This window comes from Streptomyces afghaniensis (assembly GCF_044327915.1).
Lineage (GTDB): Bacteria > Actinomycetota > Actinomycetes > Streptomycetales > Streptomycetaceae > Streptomyces > Streptomyces afghaniensis.
In genome coordinates, this window is the sequence record NZ_JBIRGJ010000002.1 from 103,278 (window position 1) to 117,815 (window position 14,538).

Sequence of the window (14,538 nt, forward strand, 5' to 3'; positions counted from 1 at the left end):
GCGAGCGAGTCTTGTCGACTGTCTCAGTCGTCGCTCCCGCGTCCGGCCTGAAGAGCCGCGCAGCGAAAACCCCGGGCACCACCGTCACCGACCCCGCGCTCGTCAAGCGCGCCGTGAAGGCGGCGGCGCTGGGCAACGCGATGGAATGGTTCGACTTCGGTGTCTACAGCTACATCGCGGTCACGCTGGGCAAGGTCTTCTTCCCCTCGGGCAACCCCACCGCACAGCTGCTCTCCACGTTCGGCGCCTTCGCGGCGGCCTTCCTGGTCCGCCCGCTCGGCGGCATGGTCTTCGGCCCGCTCGGCGACCGCGTCGGCCGCCAGAAGGTCCTCGCCCTCACCATGATCATGATGGCCGCGGGCACCTTCGCGATCGGTCTGATCCCGTCGTACGCGACGATCGGTGTCGGCGCGCCGGTCCTGCTGCTGGTGGCCCGCCTGGTGCAGGGCTTCTCCACCGGCGGTGAGTACGCGGGCGCGTCCACCTTCATCGCCGAGTACGCCCCCGACAAGCGGCGCGGCTTCCTCGGCAGCTGGCTGGAGTTCGGCACGCTCGCCGGCTACATCGGCGGCGCCGGCCTGGTCACGGTGATGACGGCCCTGCTGTCCGCCGACGACCTGACCTCCTGGGGCTGGCGCATCCCGTTCCTGATCGCCGGCCCGATGGGCATCATCGGCCTCTACCTGCGACTGCGACTGGAGGAGACCCCCGCGTTCGCGGCCGAGGTCGAGAAGGCCGAGACCAACCGGCCCAAGGTGCCGCTGCGCGAGATGATCACCGGCCAGTGGCGCGCGCTGCTGCTCTGCGTCGGCCTGGTGCTGGTCTTCAACGTCACCGACTACATGCTGCTGTCGTACATGCCGAGCTACCTGACCGGTCAGCTCCACTACGACGAGACGCACGGCCTGCTCGTCGTCCTGGGCGTGATGGCCCTGATGATGATCGTCCAGCCGTTCGCCGGCGCGCTGACCGACCGCGTCGGCCGCCGCCCGGTGATCGCCACCGGCTGCGCGGGCTTCCTGCTGCTGTCCGTCCCGGCCCTGCTGCTGATCCGCGAGGGCAGCCTGCTCGCGGTCGCGCTCGGCATGGGCGCCCTCGGCCTGCTGCTGGTCTGCTTCACGGCGGCCATGCCCTCGGCGCTCCCGGCGCTGTTCCCGACGAAGGTCCGCTACGGCTCCCTGTCCATCGGCTTCAACGTCTCCGTGTCCCTGTTCGGCGGCACGACGCCGCTGGTGGTCACGGCCCTGATCGGCGCCACCGGGAACATGATGATGCCCGCGTACTACATGATGGCCGCGGCCGTCATCGGCGGTTTCGCCGTGTGGCGCATGGCGGAGTCGGCCGGGCGTCCGCTGCCGGGCTCGGCGCCCTCCGTGACGGGCTGAGACACGCCGGGGGGAAATCCCCCTGACAGCGAAGCGATGCACCACGTATCTTCGTCACGCCAGTAGTTAGGGATGCTAACTATGCGTACGAAAGGTAGAGGTGCATGAGCGAGTCGCACGTCTGGGACGAGGTCGACGCCTACTTCACCGCCCACCTCGCCCCGGACGACGAAGCCCTGGCGGCCGCCCTGCGCGACAGCGACGCCGCCGGGCTTCCGCACATCAACGTCGCGGGCAACCAGGGCAAGCTCCTCCAGCTCCTGGCCCAGATCCAGGGCGCCCGCCACATCCTGGAGATCGGCACGCTCGGCGGCTACAGCACCATCTGGCTGGGCCGCGCCCTGCCCGCCGACGGACGGCTGGTCTCCCTGGAGTACGACCCCAGGCACGCCGAGGTCGCCGTCCGCAACATCGCCCGCGCGGGCCTGGACAAGCTCGTCGAGGTCCGGGTGGGTCCGGCCCTGGAGTCGCTGCCCAAGCTGGCCGACGAGAACCCGCCCCCCTTCGACCTGGTCTTCATCGACGCCGACAAGGCCAACAACCCGCACTACGTGGAGTGGGCCGTGAAGCTCACCAGCACGGGCAGCCTGATCGTCCTCGACAACGTCGTCCGCGGCGGCCGCGTGACCGACGCGGCGAGCACGGCACCGGACGTGACGGGCACCCGCGCCGCGATCGAACTGATCGGCAGCCACCCGCGGTTGAGCGGCACGGCGATCCAGACGGTCGGTATGAAGGGGTACGACGGGTTCGCGCTGGCGCGGGTGCTGGCCTGACCCCCGGCGTCACACCTCGTGGAAGAAACCGACGTTGACGCTGCGCGGGGCGGTGCGGTCCTGGACGATGACCTCGCCGCTGCCGCCCCTGGGCAGCGGGACGGTGCCGCCGTAGGCGAGGGGCTGGGCGTACTCCCCCACCGTGAGCCGTACTTCGGAGGACGGGTCGGGCTGGGAACCGCGCAGCCAGGTCAGCTGCCAGGTCCCGTCGGGCCCGCACAGGAACTCCAGGTGGACGCGGGAGACGAACAGCCAGTCGTCCGGCGTGGAGAGCCGGCACACCGATTTGTCGCGGCCCACCCGCAGCACGGCGCCCGGCTCGCTGGGCGCGTCGGCCATGAGCATGCCGGCCGTGGCACCCTCCTCCGCCGCGGAGACGGCGGCCATGGTGAGTTCGAGCACGTGCGCTCCTCCTGAGACGTCCTGGTGGGACTGCAAGCCCGCCGCATGATAGAACGCCCGGCTGCGCGGTGTCCGGCACAATGGGTTCATGACCGAGCGAAAGCCACCCGGCGTCGACTTCGAGTCCTGGGTCGACAAGCAGATCCGTGACGCGGAGACACGCGGGGAGTTCGAGCGGCTGCCGGGGGCGGGCAAACCGCTGCCGGCCGATGTGGACGCCACCTACGACGAACTGTGGTGGGTCAAGCGGAAGATGGCCCGCGAGGGCCTGTCGGTCCTGCCGCCGACACTGGCGCTGCGCAAGGAGGCGGAGGACGCGCTCCTGGCCGCGTACGCGGCTCCCTCGGAGCAGGCCGTCAGGAAGATCATCGGCGAGATCAACGACAAGATCCGCGACATGATGTTCAAGCCGCCGCCCGGGCCCCCGCTCGGTAAGAAGCCGTACGACGTCGAGGACGTCGTACGGCAATGGCGGGAGCGCCGGGCGGGCCGGTGAACGGGTCAGCTCACACGTGCAGCAGCCGTTCCGCCAGCTCCCGGTAGTCCTTCAGGGCCAGCCGGAGCTGCTCGGTGTCGCCGCTCGACACGGGCTTGCCCTCGCCGCCCTCCACCGACTGCCAGGAGTGGCGCAGGGTGCGGCGGCGCTGGGTCACGGCCTCGGTGAACCGGGCCGCGATCTCCTCCAGCACGTGGTCGGCCTCCTCGACGGCGGCCCGGGGCGCGTCGACGAACTCGGCGACGGCGTGGTGCAACTGCGAGACGAGTTTGTCGGACTCGTCGTGCGGGAGCAGGTGCGTGTCCTGCGCTGCGCCACGGTCCGCGTGGGTGCCGGGCGTGCCGGCGTGGCCCTGGTGCGGCGTCGTGCCGTGGCCGGTGCCCAGGGCGGTCTCACCACGGGCGTCGGGGCCGACGGACGCGCCGCGAGCCTCAGGGCCGACGGACGCGCCGCGAGCCTCAGGGCCGACGGACGAGCCGCGAGCCTCAGGGCCGACGGACGCGCCGCGGGCGTCAGGGCCGACGGGCGAGCGGCGGACGTCGGGGGTCTCGTCGCCGGGCGGTCGGGTCATGTCGGACATCGATCTCAACTCTCCTTCGCCTGACGTCGGTGCATCGCCCACGGCATGTGCCCGCCGCGGCCGGCGGTGGCCTTGCGGCCGCCGTTCAGCCCGGCCTTGTGCCGTCCGCCCTCGTGGCGTCCGCCCAGGTGCGGGCCGGCGACGTGGTCTCCGCCGTCGTGGCGGGCCGGCCGCACCAGCTCCTCGAACAGGGCGCGGGCCGCCACCATGGCCTCACGCATGTCTTCCGTACCGGTGCCGCCGTCCCGGGCGTCGTCCGCGCGCAGGTGCGCCGCGCGGTGCACGCGCCGGTAGCCGTCCACGTGGTGGGCGTGGTGCACGGACAGCGCGGCGAGCTGTTCCTCGTACTGCCCGCCGTCCGGGAAGCCGCGGGCACCGGCGAGCTCGGCGAGCAGCCGGTCCGCCTCGGCGACCGCCTCCCGCGGCGAGTCGACGAACCGCTCCTGAGCGGCCGTCCAGCGCGCCTCGTACTGCTCGCGCTGCGCCGGCTCCAGCGCGCGTTCACGCAGCTCACCGTGGCGCTCCACGCGCTCGGCCAGCTCGCGTTCGGCGGCCTTGGCGTCACCGTCGTGCCGGGCGACGGCCAGGTCGTACTCGGGTCCGAAGCGCCGCTTCAGGCTCGGGCCGCGCCGAGCCCCTCGGGCGCGCAGGGTCATGGCGGCCGCGATGATGACGACGACCGCCGCGATCACGATCAGAGCAATGATCAGGCCAGTGGACATGAATGCCTTCCGGGTTCTCGGCCCAACCGGCTCTCCTCGCGAGCCGGTTCGCCGACCGGGTAGCCCGGAAGCAGGGCCCCAAACGGCGCCCGGGCCCGGCACGCCCGGGGTTATCGGGTTGCGGACCCGCTGTGGCCCCAGCGGAGAATGCCGGTCATGACCTGGACCGTGGCCCCGGAACCGTACGACTCCCCCGTCGCCGCCGCCCTGTGGCGGGCTTACTACACCGAGGTCAGCGACCGCTGGTACCTGCTGCACGAGGGGCGCCGGACCGACCCGGACGAGCTGGAACGGGAGATCGCCAAGGAGCCGGGGGCCGATCTCGCGCCACCTCGCGGGCAGTTGCTGGTCGCCCGGTACGGCGGTGAGCCGGCCGGCACCGCGGGCGTACGGCTGCTGGACGGCACGACCGCCGAGCTCAAGCGGGTCTTCCTGCACGAGTCGCTGCGCGGCAAGGGCGGTGCCGCGCTGCTCGTCCGGGCCGCCGAGGACGCCGCCCGCGCGCTCGGTGCCCGGCGGATGATCCTCGACACCCGCGGCGACCTCGTCGAGGCCCGCGCCCTGTACGCCCGGCTCGGCTACGAGGAGACCGAGCCGCACAACGACGACGAGTACGCCGAGCACTGGTTCACCAAGCACCTCGCCTGAACCAGCGTTCTCGCCTGAACCAGCGTCCTCGCCTTTCTCAGCCCACCCGCTCGGCCGGCCGCCCGGCATACGCGCGCTCGGCGTCCGGCCGCTCCCGCCGCGAGCCGCACAGTTCGCCGTTCAACTCCCGCACGAGTTGGACCAGATCGGTCGGCCGGTCCGGCCCCCACCAGTCGCCGAGCAGCTCGGCCAGGGACTCCTCACGGACCCGTGCCAGCCGCTCGGCGACCTCGCGTCCCCGGTCGGTCAGGACCATGTCGAGGCCGGTGCGCACGGCGAGTCTGCGCTCCTCGACCTGGCGTGCGGCCTCCATGATCACGGGCAGCGACACCGGCACCCGCTCGGCCAGCACGGCCGGCTCCACCGAGCCGTACCGCCTGATCCGCAGCAGCATCCAGCTCGCCGCGGGCAGCAGGTCGTAGCCCGCCCGGGCGGTGATCTCCCGGTAGATCTCGCGCCGCCCCGCGCGGGTGCCGAGCACCGACAGCGCACGGCACACCTCGTCGTACGAGGACCGCTCGACGGGGTTGCTGGCCAGGGTCTCCGTGACGTCGGGCGCGGTGACCGAGCCGCGCAGCCGGTCCTCCTTCAGGAACCAGGCCAGCACGAAGCCGAGGAGCGCGACCGGGGCGGCGTACAGGAAGACGTCCGTGATGGCCACGGAGTACGCGTGCAGGGCCGGCGGGCGCAGGCCGGGCGGCAGGGCGGCGATGCCGCGCGGGTCGGCCTCCAGCGTGCCCACGGAGACTCCGGGCGGCAGCGGGGTCCCCCGGAGGGCGTCCGTGAGCTGGTCGCCGAGCCGGCCCGCGAAGACCGTGCCGAAGACGGCCACGCCGAACGAGGCTCCGATGGAGCGGAAGAAGGTGGCGCCGGAGGTGGCGACGCCCAGGTCCTCGTACGGGACGGCGTTCTGCACGATGAGCACGAGGACCTGCATCACCAGGCCGAGGCCGAGTCCGAAGACGAAGAAGAAGCCGCTCAGCTCGGCGGTGGAGCTGTGCTCGTCGAGCTGGTGGAGCAGGAGCAGCCCGAGGGTGGTGACGCCGGTGCCGGCGATCGGGAACACCTTCCAGCGGCCGGTCCGGCTGACGATCTGCCCGGAGGCCGTGGAGGCCAGCAGCAGTCCCAGCACCATCGGCAGCATGTGCACACCGGACATGGTCGGGCTGATGCCCTGCACGACCTGGAGGAACGTCGGCAGGTAGGTCATCGCGCCGAACATGGCGAAGCCGACGACGAGGCTGATCACGGCGGCGAGGGTGAAGGTGCGGACGCGGAAGAGCTTCAGCGGCAGGACGGGTTCGGCGGCCCGCCGCTCGACGGCCACGAAGGCGACGGCGAGGACGACGCCCAGCACCGCGAGCGCGACGATCTGCGCGGATCCCCACCCCCAGGTCGTGCCCCCGAGGGAGGCGACGAGCACCAGGCAGGTGGCGACGGCCGCGATGAGGAACGTGCCGAGGTAGTCGATGACGTGCCGCTGTGTCCGGCGCGGAATGTGCAGCACGGCCGCGATCACGGCGAGCGCGACGACCCCGACGGGCAGATTGACGTAGAACACCCAACGCCAGCTCGCGTGCTGGGTGAACAGTCCGCCGAGCAGCGGCCCGAGCACACTGGTCGCGCCGAACACGGCACCGAACAGCCCCTGGTAGCGCCCGCGTTCACGAGGCGGCACGAGATCCCCGACGACGGCCATCGACAACACCATCAGCCCGCCGCCGCCGAGGCCCTGCACGGCCCGGAAGACGATGAGCTGGGTCATGTCCTGCGCCGCACCGCACAGCGCGGAGCCGATGAGAAAGATCACGATCGCCGTCTGGAACAGCCGCTTCCGGCCGTACTGGTCGCCGAGTTTGCCCCACAGCGGGGTCGCGGCGGTCGCGGCCAGCAGGTAGGCGGTGACCACCCAGGACAGGTGGTCCATGCCGCCGAGGTCGCTGACGATGGTGGGCAGCGCGGTCGACACGATGGTCTGGTCGAGGGCGGCGAGCAGCATCCCGAGGAGCAGGGCGCCGATGGAGACCAGGACGTTCCCGGGCACCTGCTCCTGGACGGCGGCTCCCTGGTCCGATGCCTTCGTGACGTGCGCATGCCCGGCCATGAGACCTCCCGAGGGTCCTGTGACATTTTCCATCGTGACCGGTGTGACGCGGTATGGCCCGCCGAGTCCTTTTGGAAGCTTTCATTCCGGGAGCTGGCCGTCCACGCTGTGGAGAAGATCTGGATAATCTCTGGAGTTCGCGAGGGGAGCTGGAGTTCGCGAGGGGAGGGAGGAACGCGTGGAACAGCCGAACGGCCACCCGTGCCCGGAGTGCGGCACGCCCAGACAGCCGGACAACACCCCGTCCTGCACCTGCACCCACCGCGCCGCGGAGGCCCTCCGCAACGCCCGCACGACGGAGGCGGCAGCGGCGGAGGACTTCGACCCACTCCGCATCCGCCCGTACGTCGAGCTCACGCCGGAAACGGCTTCGGAGCCCTCTGAGGACGAGCGCGTCCCAGGCGCCCCCTCTGCGGCGGCCTCGCCCACACGCACCGACGCCGCCACGCGGGCAGCCGAAGGCGCCATGCGAAACCGCGCGGCCGGCCCGCCCACGCCCGCGGAGTCCTCACACGGCGAGACACCGGCGCGGGCGGCCGAAGGCGCCCCGCGCCGAGCCCCTGGGCGCACAGCCGACGACACCCCGCGTCCGCCCCAGGCCCACCCGACGAAGCCCCGGCACACCGACGACCCCGCACAACCGTCCCCGGCGAACCACTCCGGCGAAGACGCCCCACAACGCACCCGTGCGGACGTTCCGACCACGCTCTGGCACGCGAAGGGCTCGGGCCCTGAGCACCCCACCAGGGCGCCCGAAGGCACCCCGCGGCGAACGCACACGGACAGCCCGCCCTCACCCACGGAGCCCGCGCGGGCAACCGAAGGCACCCAGCGGCGGACCTCGGGACAGACGGCCGGCGACACCCCGCGACCGCCCCAGGCCCACCCGACGAAGCCCCGGCACACCGACGCCCCCGCACAGCCGTCCCCGGCGAACCACTCCGGCGCCCACGCACACGCCCGGACGTCGCCTGCCCGGGCGACCGAAGACACCCCACGACCCACCCGCGCGGACGGCCCGTCCGCACCCTCCCACGCAACGGCCTCGGCCCCCGAGCGCCCCGCCCGGGCAACCGAAGGCACCCCGCGGCGAACCCCGGGGCAGACGGCCGGCGACACCCCGCGACCGCCCCAGACCCACCCGACGAAGCCCCGGCACACCGACGACCCCGCACAACCGTCCCCGGCGAACCACTCCGGCGCCCACGCACACGCCCGGACGTCGCCTGCCCCGACGGCCGAAGACGCCCCACGACCCACCCGCGCGGACGGCCCGTACGCACCCTCGCACGCAACGACCTCGGCCCCCGAGCACCCCGCCCGGGCGACCGACGGCACCCCGCGGCGAACGCCCACGGACGGCGGGCCGTCGCCCACGGACAGCTCGCAGGCCCCAGCCTCAGCACAGGCGACCGAAGGCACCCGGCGGCGACCCCCGGGGCAGACGACTGACGGCGCCCCGCGACCGCCCCGGACCCGCCCTGCGGAGCCCCTGCGCACGGACGGCTTCGCTCAGGCGGCCGAAGGCACCCCGCGACGGCCGGTGACGCCCACCGGGCAAACCCCGCCCGCCGAAGGTGCCGCGCCACCGCCCTCCCCCGCCGACACGACCATGCCCCTGCGCCCTGTCGACCCGGACGCGACCACCGTGCTGCCGGTAACCCCGGTCGCGGCGGACACCACCGTGCTGCCGGTGACCCCGGCCACGCCTGGCCCCACCGGGCCGTCGGCTTCCCCGGCCCCGCCGGGCAGCGCCGGGCTGCCCGCCGCACCCGCCACCACCCCGCTCCCGACCCCCCTGGCCCCCGCCCCGACCGAGCCCAGCGTCACCGACCTGCGGCTTTTCGACGGCAGCGGGCGGGCGGACCGGGGCAGGCCGGGATCAGACGAGCCCGGGTCGCGGCCCCGGCGCCGGCGGCGGGGCGCGCTGCTCGGTGTGGCCGCCGGGGCCTGTGTCGCCGTCGTGGCCGCGGCCGGGTACGCGAGCGGGCTGTTCTCCTACGAGGCGCCGTCCCGGGACACCGCGCTGCCGGACGACCTCCGGGCGAGCGTGCCGGACGCTCCGTCGAGCAGCGCGGCGTCCACACCCCCGGCGGGGAGCGCACAGGCCACGCCGCCGGCCCCCGCGGCACCGCCGCCGTCGCCGTCGGCCACCCGGAGCCCGTCGGCCTCCCCGTCGCCGACCACGCCGAGCGCCTCGCCCAGTCCGTCGAAGTCGGCCACCCCGTCGGCGCCCCAGCCGTCGGCCACGGCCACCGGCCCGGAGAACGCGCCCCCGGACAACTCCCGCCAGAACGAGGGCCCCACCGTCCTGCGCCTCGGCGACCGCGGGCCGGAGGTCACCGAACTCCAGCTCCGGCTGCGCCAGTTGTACCTGTACGGCGAGGACCCCGACGGCGACTACGACAGCCGGCTCGAGGAGGCCGTCCGCAATTACCAGTGGTCACGCGGCATCCAGACCGACGACCTCGGTGTCTACGACCGGGAGACGCGGGCGAAGCTGGAGTCGGAAACCAAGAAGCCATGACCGTCCCGGCCGCCCTACTCTGACGCCGTGACCACACAGGTGATCGTTCTCAACGGCGGTTCGAGCTCGGGCAAGTCCGGGATCGTACGGTGCCTGCAAGAGGTGCTGCCGGACCCGTGGCTGGCCTTCGGCGTCGACTCGTTCGTCGAGGCGCTGCCCGCGAGGATGCGGGGCTCGGAGGGAGGGATCACCTTCACGGCGGACGGCGGGGTGAGCGTGGGCGCGGAGTTCCGCGCACTGGACGCGGCCTGGACCGAGGGCATCGCCGCGATGGCCCGCGCCGGCGCCAGGATCATCGTCGACGACGTCTTCCTCGGCGGACCGCACTCCCGGGAACGCTGGCAGCAGGCCCTGGCCGGACTCGACGTGCTGTGGGTCGGCGTCAGGTGCGACAGCGCGGTCGCCGAGGGGCGTGAGATCGCCCGAGGCGACCGCGTCCGGGGCATGGCCGCGGCACAGGCACACGTCGTGCACGAGGGCGTGAGCTACGACCTGGAGGTGGACACCACACACACCGAGTCCCTGGCGTGCGCGCGCACCATCGCCGCCCACGTCTGACCGACCGGACGACGACGCCGCTCGTCCGACACTTGAGGCGCGTTCCTCACCCGATGTGCAGCCGGATCGTCCCGTCCGTCAGAGCCTCCACGCGCACCCGCGTGAGGTCGTCCACCACCACGTCCGGCTCGTGGAAGGCGGCCCGGGACCCGACCCCGACAACCGTCATCCCGGCGGCGCGCCCGGCCGCGATCCCGGCCCCGGAGTCCTCGAACACCACACAGTCCTCAGGCGCCACACCCAGCTCGGCGGCACCCTTCAGAAAGCCCTCCGGGTCGGGCTTGCTCGCCCCGACGGACTCCGCGGTCACCCGCACCTCGGGCAGTTCCAGCCCGGCCGCGGCCATCCGCGCCGTCGACAGCGGAACGTCGGCGGAGGTCACGAGCGCGTGCGGCAGCCCCCGCAGCGAGGCGAGGAACTCCGGCGCCCCGGGTATCGGGACGACACCCTCGGTGTCGGCCGTTTCCTCGGCGAGCATCCGGGCGTTGTCCACGTGGTTCTGCTCCATCGGCCGGCCGGGCAGCAACAGCGCCATCGACGCGTATCCCTGCCGTCCGTGGACGACCTTCATGACCTCGTCCGGGTCGAGCCCGTGCCGCTCGGACCAGCGCCGCCAGACGCGTTCGACCGAGGCGTCGGAGTTGACGAGGGTGCCGTCCATGTCCAGCAGGAGGGCGCGGGCGGTGAGCACGGCGGTGGCCGTCATCGGCAGCTCCAAGGCTCAGGGCGCGGACGAGGGCGCACGACAGCCCCCGGGAGGGACAAGGCGGCCCCGCCCGCCGGTCAGGGAAAACGGGCGGGAGCCACTTTGTTTCTCCACGGTACAAAACAATTCCCGGATCGGCCAGGGCCTCCCGCAGACGTTCACCCGCCGTTCAGCTCGCCCCGGCTCATCCGGTCACGGCCTCCCACAGGCTCCACACCCCGAGAGCCAGCATCACCAGCGCCGCGACCTGCGTGATCAGCCGCAGCGGCACCTTCTTCATCAGCGCCTTTCCGCCGACGATGCCGATCCCGGCCACCGCCCACAGCGCGAGCACCGCGCCCAGGCCGACGGAGAGCGGATCGTCGTAGCGGGCGGCCAGGTTCGCGGTCATGATCTGCGTGAGATCGCCGAACTCGGCGACCAGGATGAGCATGAAGCCCGCGCCCGAGACCTTCCAGAAGGACTGGTTCTCCGGCTTGCGGACCTCCTCCTCGTCCTCGCCCTTCTTCAGCAGCAGAACCGCGGCCCCGCCCAGGAAGAGCACACCCGTCAGCGCCTGCACGATCTGCTGCGGCAGCAGCGTCAGCACACTGCCGGCCGCGACGGCGAGCGCGACGTGCAGCGCGAACGCGGCGGCGACACCGGCGAAGACGTAGGAGGCGCGATAGCGGGTGCCGAGGACGAGGCCGGCCAGGGCGGTCTTGTCCGGCAGTTCGGCGAGAAAGACGACGCCGAAGACGACGGCCGTCACGGTCAGGCTGATCAAGGGTTCCTCTATCGGTCGGGGCTGCCCCACCGAGAGTGCTGAACCTGTCGAAAATTTTCGACGCGACACCTCGGCACGGCAGCACACTCGGCACCCGTGCCGTGGGGCACGGGCGTGCACTGCTTGCCGAAGGTCTCGCTGGCGGGGCCGTGAAAGGACCTGCCTCCGGGCGCCGGCTCAGACGAGCTGAGCAGTATGTCGACGGTCCGGCGAAGAGCTACTCCCCTTCTGCGCCGTCCATGGTACGCGACACCCCTGGAGCGAAAAGTTCCGCCGTGAACCTTGTCATGTCATGAACACGTCACTAACTTCTCACCGGGCGCACACCTCCCCGCAACACGGCGCGACGAGCATTCCCTCGCTCGCAGCCCAACGCCCCCACCCCACCAGGGAGTTCGCATGCCGAAGTTCTACGCGCGTCGACGGCTCAGCATACTCGCGGGCCTCACCGGTCTCATAGCCTCGGCCGGGCTTCTCAACGGCCCGGCCGCCTCCGCCGCCCTCCCCACCCCCGTCAGCGGCGCCACCGCCCGCACCTACCTCGCCTCGCTCACCGTGGCCACCGAGGACCGCACCGGCTACAACCGCGACCTCTTCCCGCACTGGATCACCCAGTCCGGCGCCTGCAACACCCGCGAGGTCGTCCTCAAGCGCGACGGCACGAACGTCGTCCAGGACTCCTCGTGCGCCGCGACCAGCGGCAGCTGGTACTCCGTCTACGACGGCGCCACCTGGTCCGCCGCGTCCGACGTCGACATCGACCACCTGGTCCCGCTGGCCGAGGCCTGGGACTCCGGCGCCGACTCCTGGACGACCTCCCGCCGCCAGTCCTTCGCCAACGACCTGACCCGCCCGCAGCTCATCGCGGTCACCGACAACGTCAACCAGGCCAAGGGCGACCAGGACCCGGCCACCTGGATGCCCTCCCGGACGACGTACCGCTGCACCTACGTCCGTGCCTGGGTCCAGGTGAAGTACTACTACGGCCTCTCGGTCGACTCGGCGGAGAAGTCCGCGCTCCAGAACTACCTCGCGAACTGCTGACCCACGATTCTGTGTCGGAACCTCCCCGCTGACCTCCGTCGTTCCGTACCGTACGGGGCGACGGAGAGGGGATCGGCGATGGCCGGACTGCGGCTCGGACCGCTGCTGAGATACATCGACGGCGCGTCCGCGACCGTATGGGTCGAGACGAGCCGTCCGTGCACGGCCACGGTGCGCTGCGCCGACGGCGCCGGCGGCACGGCCCCGACCTTCCAGGTCGCGGGCCACCACTACGCGCTGATCCCGGTGACGGGACTCACCGCCGGTACGGCCACGACGTACGAGGTCTTCCTCGACGGCACCCGCGTGTGGCCGCTGCCCGAATCCCCCTTCCCGCCCTCGGCGATCCACGCCCCGGGCGGCGAGGGCGGCTTCCGCGTCGCCTTCGGCTCCTGCCGCTGGGCCGCCCCACCGGCCGGCGGGCACGACCCCGTGGGCCCGGACGCCCTGGACGCGCTGGCCACCCGGCTCGTGGCCGACCCGGAGGGCGAGCGGCCCGACGTCCTGCTGCTGCTCGGCGACCAGGTGTACGCCGACGAGACCTCGGAAACGACGCAGCGCTGGCTGGCGGCCCGCCGCGACCTGGACGAACCGCCGGGCAACGGGGTCGCGGACTACGAGGAATACACGCACCTCTACTACGAGTCGTGGCTCGACCCCCGCATCCGCTGGCTGCTGTCCACCGTGCCCAGTTTCATGATCTTCGACGACCACGACGTCATCGACGACTGGAACACCTCCGCCGCCTGGCTCGCCGACATGCGGGCCACCGACTGGTGGCGGGAGCGGCTGCTGAGCGGTCTGATGTCGTACTGGGTCCACCAGCACCTGGGGAACCTCTCGCCGGCGGAGCTGGCGGCCGACCCGGTGTACGAGGGCGTCCGCAAGGTCCCCGACGGCACCGACGTGCTGCGCACCTTCGCCGCCCGGGCCGACGCCGACGCGGCCACGGCCCGCTGGAGCTACCGGCGCGACTTCGGGCGCGTACGCGTCCTGATGGTCGACAGCCGGGCCGCCCGGGTCCTCGCCGAGGACAGCCGCTCCATGCTCGACCCGGGCGAGGAGGCCTGGCTGCGCGAGCAGGTCCTGGAGAATCCCGGGTCGTACGACCACCTCCTCCTCGGCACCTCGCTGCCCTGGCTGCTGCCGCATCTCGTGCACGACGCCGAGGGCTGGAACGCGGCGCTGTGCCGGGGCGAACGGGGCGAGCGCTGGGCGCGGTTCGGGGAGAAGGTGCGGCGGGCCGCGGACCTGGAGCACTGGTCGGCCTTCCCCGAGTCGTTCGCCGGCCTGGCGGAGCTGATCGCCGAGGCCGGCTCGGGACGGGACGCCCCGGCGACGGTGTGCGTGCTGTCCGGGGACGTGCACCACGCCTACATCGCCGAGCCCTCGTGGCCCGGCGAGGGCCCCGACGCCCGGGTGCTGCAGCTCGTCTGCTCGCCCGTCCACAACTCCGTCCCCACATCGATCCGGATGGCCTTCCGCATCGGCTGGAGCGCGGTGGCGCGCGGGCTGGGCCGCGGTCTCGCCCGGCACGGACGCCTCCCCCGGCCGCCGGTGGGCTGGCGCAAGACGGGCGGCCCCTGGTTCGGCAACCAGCTCATGACGCTGACCCTGCGCGGCCGTTCGGCGCGGCTGCGGCTGGAGCAGGCACGGACGCGGGAGGGGAAGGGGCCGCGCCTGACGACGCTCCTGGACTCCGAGCTTGCCCCGTAACCGGCCCGTTCCGCCCGTTTGTTACTCCTGTGCCCGTGATGCTCGTGACGCGCCCCACAGCGAGGTCAATCCTTCGCCACGGGCCTCGGTTCCCGCTCCCGGCGACGG

At 72.7% G+C, this 14,538-nt stretch carries 14 protein-coding genes; 8 read left to right on the plus strand and 6 right to left on the minus strand.

Annotated elements, in window-relative coordinates; all coding sequences use genetic code 11:
- The first annotated feature begins 11 nt into the window (after positions 1 to 11).
- Entirely contained in the window at positions 12 to 1,385 is a 1,374-nt protein-coding gene (proP, locus tag ACH4G3_RS06735) for a glycine betaine/L-proline transporter ProP (RefSeq protein WP_397623478.1), read from the plus strand.
- Positions 1,386 to 1,489: 104 nt separating this feature from the next.
- Positions 1,490 to 2,161, plus strand: coding sequence for an O-methyltransferase (locus tag ACH4G3_RS06740; RefSeq protein ID WP_397623479.1), 672 nt, complete (start codon positions 1,490 to 1,492; stop codon positions 2,159 to 2,161).
- A gap of 9 nt (positions 2,162 to 2,170) precedes the next feature.
- On the opposite strand, the gene ACH4G3_RS06745 is transcribed toward ACH4G3_RS06740, so the two are convergent.
- Positions 2,171 to 2,563: an FHA domain-containing protein gene (locus ACH4G3_RS06745; RefSeq protein ID WP_020270334.1), complete on the minus strand. Its 393-nt coding sequence runs from the start codon at positions 2,561 to 2,563 to the stop codon at positions 2,171 to 2,173.
- Positions 2,564 to 2,651: 88 nt separating this feature from the next.
- On the opposite strand from ACH4G3_RS06745, the gene ACH4G3_RS06750 reads away from it, so the two are divergent.
- Positions 2,652 to 3,059, plus strand: a complete 408-nt coding sequence (locus ACH4G3_RS06750; protein WP_397623480.1) for a DnaJ family domain-containing protein — start codon at positions 2,652 to 2,654, stop codon at positions 3,057 to 3,059.
- A gap of 10 nt (positions 3,060 to 3,069) precedes the next feature.
- On the opposite strand, the gene ACH4G3_RS06755 is transcribed toward ACH4G3_RS06750, so the two are convergent.
- Positions 3,070 to 3,639 (minus strand): hypothetical protein, encoded by a 570-nt coding sequence (locus ACH4G3_RS06755; protein ID WP_397623481.1) that lies wholly within the window; start codon positions 3,637 to 3,639, stop codon positions 3,070 to 3,072.
- Positions 3,640 to 3,644: 5 nt separating this feature from the next.
- Complete coding sequence (locus ACH4G3_RS06760) at positions 3,645 to 4,361, minus strand: hypothetical protein (protein WP_397623482.1); 717 nt, start codon at positions 4,359 to 4,361, stop codon at positions 3,645 to 3,647.
- Between the two features lie 156 nt (positions 4,362 to 4,517).
- Between ACH4G3_RS06760 and ACH4G3_RS06765 the strand changes: the two genes are divergently transcribed.
- On the plus strand, positions 4,518 to 5,009 hold the full coding sequence (locus ACH4G3_RS06765) for a GNAT family N-acetyltransferase (RefSeq protein WP_397623483.1): 492 nt from the start codon (positions 4,518 to 4,520) through the stop codon (positions 5,007 to 5,009).
- A gap of 37 nt (positions 5,010 to 5,046) precedes the next feature.
- Here ACH4G3_RS06765 and ACH4G3_RS06770 read toward each other — a convergent pair whose 3' ends face one another.
- Complete coding sequence (locus ACH4G3_RS06770) at positions 5,047 to 7,113, minus strand: MDR family MFS transporter (protein WP_397623484.1); 2,067 nt, start codon at positions 7,111 to 7,113, stop codon at positions 5,047 to 5,049.
- 1,612 nt (positions 7,114 to 8,725) lie between these two features.
- Here ACH4G3_RS06770 and ACH4G3_RS06775 point away from each other — a divergent pair.
- Positions 8,726 to 9,640 (plus strand): peptidoglycan-binding domain-containing protein, encoded by a 915-nt coding sequence (locus ACH4G3_RS06775; protein WP_397623485.1) that lies wholly within the window; start codon positions 8,726 to 8,728, stop codon positions 9,638 to 9,640.
- A gap of 27 nt (positions 9,641 to 9,667) precedes the next feature.
- Positions 9,668 to 10,198, plus strand: a complete 531-nt coding sequence (cpt, locus tag ACH4G3_RS06780; protein ID WP_397623486.1) for a chloramphenicol phosphotransferase CPT — start codon at positions 9,668 to 9,670, stop codon at positions 10,196 to 10,198.
- 46 nt (positions 10,199 to 10,244) lie between these two features.
- Here the strand turns inward: cpt and ACH4G3_RS06785 are convergent, their stop codons facing one another.
- Positions 10,245 to 10,904, minus strand: a complete 660-nt coding sequence (locus ACH4G3_RS06785) for an HAD-IA family hydrolase (protein ID WP_397623487.1) — start codon at positions 10,902 to 10,904, stop codon at positions 10,245 to 10,247.
- Between the two features lie 184 nt (positions 10,905 to 11,088).
- Entirely contained in the window at positions 11,089 to 11,670 is a 582-nt protein-coding gene (locus ACH4G3_RS06790; protein ID WP_397623488.1) for a TMEM165/GDT1 family protein, read from the minus strand.
- Positions 11,671 to 12,069: 399 nt separating this feature from the next.
- On the opposite strand from ACH4G3_RS06790, the gene ACH4G3_RS06795 reads away from it, so the two are divergent.
- Positions 12,070 to 12,714 (plus strand): HNH endonuclease family protein, encoded by a 645-nt coding sequence (locus ACH4G3_RS06795; RefSeq protein ID WP_397623489.1) that lies wholly within the window; start codon positions 12,070 to 12,072, stop codon positions 12,712 to 12,714.
- Positions 12,715 to 12,792: 78 nt separating this feature from the next.
- Complete coding sequence (locus ACH4G3_RS06800) at positions 12,793 to 14,430, plus strand: alkaline phosphatase D family protein (protein ID WP_397623490.1); 1,638 nt, start codon at positions 12,793 to 12,795, stop codon at positions 14,428 to 14,430.
- Positions 14,431 to 14,538: the final 108 nt, after the last annotated feature.

Excerpts from the sequence above, each read along its gene's own strand:
- ACH4G3_RS06765 (WP_397623483.1), top strand. The coding sequence starts at position 4,518 with ATGACCTGGACCGTGGCCCCGGAACCGTACGACTCCCCCGTCGCCGCC.
- ACH4G3_RS06795 (WP_397623489.1), top strand. The coding sequence starts at position 12,070 with ATGCCGAAGTTCTACGCGCGTCGACGGCTCAGCATACTCGCGGGCCTC.
- ACH4G3_RS06770 (WP_397623484.1), bottom strand. The coding sequence starts at position 7,113 with ATGGCCGGGCATGCGCACGTCACGAAGGCATCGGACCAGGGAGCCGCC.
- ACH4G3_RS06750 (WP_397623480.1), top strand. The coding sequence starts at position 2,652 with ATGACCGAGCGAAAGCCACCCGGCGTCGACTTCGAGTCCTGGGTCGAC.
- ACH4G3_RS06800 (WP_397623490.1), top strand. The coding sequence starts at position 12,793 with ATGGCCGGACTGCGGCTCGGACCGCTGCTGAGATACATCGACGGCGCG.
- ACH4G3_RS06760 (WP_397623482.1), bottom strand. The coding sequence starts at position 4,361 with ATGTCCACTGGCCTGATCATTGCTCTGATCGTGATCGCGGCGGTCGTC.
- ACH4G3_RS06775 (WP_397623485.1), top strand. The coding sequence starts at position 8,726 with ATGCCCCTGCGCCCTGTCGACCCGGACGCGACCACCGTGCTGCCGGTA.
- ACH4G3_RS06740 (WP_397623479.1), top strand. The coding sequence starts at position 1,490 with ATGAGCGAGTCGCACGTCTGGGACGAGGTCGACGCCTACTTCACCGCC.
- ACH4G3_RS06785 (WP_397623487.1), bottom strand. The coding sequence starts at position 10,904 with ATGACGGCCACCGCCGTGCTCACCGCCCGCGCCCTCCTGCTGGACATG.
- ACH4G3_RS06755 (WP_397623481.1), bottom strand. The coding sequence starts at position 3,639 with ATGTCCGACATGACCCGACCGCCCGGCGACGAGACCCCCGACGTCCGC.